This is a genomic window from Micromonospora sp. NPDC004540 (genome assembly GCF_040610095.1).
Classification (GTDB): domain Bacteria; phylum Actinomycetota; class Actinomycetes; order Mycobacteriales; family Micromonosporaceae; genus Micromonospora.
This window is the reverse complement of the sequence record NZ_JBEXLR010000212.1, coordinates 1-1,392: the sequence shown is the minus strand read 5'-3', so window position 1 is coordinate 1,392 and position 1,392 is coordinate 1. Positions and strand designations below refer to the sequence as shown.

Below are 1,392 nucleotides of genomic sequence, written 5' to 3'. Positions count from 1 at the left end.
TTCGCGTCCGGCGTGGTCAGGCCCGGCGGCAGCGAGGTCTTGTTCGCCTTGAAGGCCTTCGTTCAGGCCGAGCGCGCTTCGTGCCTGCTGGCCCTTCGGGCTTACTGGAAGAGCCGGCCGGGGCGTGTGGAGCGTCCCCGCTTGGTGATCGTGGCGTCTCCGCGTCTACGGCGCACCATGATGCTCTTTGCTGCCTTTTTGACCGGAGTGAGGATTCTGTCCTTCATCACGTGCCTCTCTTCTCTCGTACGTCAGATCGGAGATGGCGATTCGGCGGCGTGGTGTCTACCTGGCCAGCCTCCACTCCGCGTACCCGGTGGGACGGGGCTCATTCGCCGGCGCCGGCCGTTTGCCGGGTCACCCTCAGCGGCGGTTGAGCCACGGGGCGCGGCGCGCGCAGGACCCGGTGTGGTCGACCGGCAGGGCACAGCGGCCGCCGCTGGGTAGTGGGCGATCGCAGAAGACCCAGTGGCGTACGCACTGCTGGTCCTCGGCCGAGACGGTCACGCCGCCGGGCTCTACGCGGGCGCTGAAATGGGCCAGCAGGCGGGCGGCGGTGCGGGCGAAGATCCGGGCGCGGTGCAGGTCGGGTGCGGTGACGGGAAGGTGGATCACCCAGCGGTCGGTCATCGGTAGCGGTGGTTCGCCGACTGGGCGCTCTGCCAGGAGCGCAGGGCGTTCTTGATGCGGACGTTCTCCTCCTGCACCGCTCGTAGGGCGGTTTGGGCGACGGTGAGTTCGTCGGCGACCTGGTGGAGGAAGGTGCGGATCTCGACGGGGTCCAGGCCACGGCGGCGGACGTTGAAGCAGCGCTCGCGGATCTGCCAGGGGCGGAGCGGCTGGCGTCTGTTGGCTTGTGCGACTGGTTGTCTCTCGTCGCGTCGGCCCGCCAGCCGACGGATCAGGTTGCGCACGGGACCGCCCTTCGTCGGGTTGCGTCGAAGTGTGGTGGGGCGGCCTCCGCCGGTTGCGGTCGGCGGAGGCCGCCCTGCCCTGCGACCTGGAATCGGGTACGGCGGCAGGGCCGCGCTGGGGGAGCGCGGAGGATCAGGTCTCGACGGCGATGCGAGACCGGTACGAGAGGCGCCAACCGACCGCAGCAGCACCGCATCACCGAGAGCGACGCTACCGACACCTCTCACCTCTGTCAACGCTCTCTTACCTGTCGAATCTCGCTGACCCCTGTCCTACCTGCTTCTCCTCCGTCAGTTATTGCCGCTGTTTCACCTGTTGCTCGATACTGGGAGGGCCAACCGACTGCAAGGGGCCTCCACGTGCCGATTCCGCCGACCATGAACGAGGGTCTGTCAAGAAAACGGTGTAACACGGGTTGTTGAGGACTACTTGCGGGCTGCGGCGAGTCGGCCTTCGAAGGCCATCTCGAAGGCGTTC

Annotated in this window: 2 protein-coding genes; both read right to left on the bottom strand. The window is 67.8% G+C overall.

The features are described from left to right. Positions 1-363: 363 nt before the first annotated feature. A complete protein-coding gene (locus ABZV78_RS31785; RefSeq protein ID WP_355644561.1) occupies positions 364-630 on the bottom strand; it encodes a hypothetical protein in 267 nt (88 codons plus the stop codon). Beyond that, on the bottom strand, positions 627-893 hold the full coding sequence (locus ABZV78_RS31780) for a DivIVA domain-containing protein (protein ID WP_355644563.1): 267 nt from the start codon (positions 891-893) through the stop codon (positions 627-629). Before ABZV78_RS31780 ends, ABZV78_RS31785 begins: the two co-directional genes overlap by 4 nt. Positions 894-1,392 lie beyond the last annotated feature (499 nt).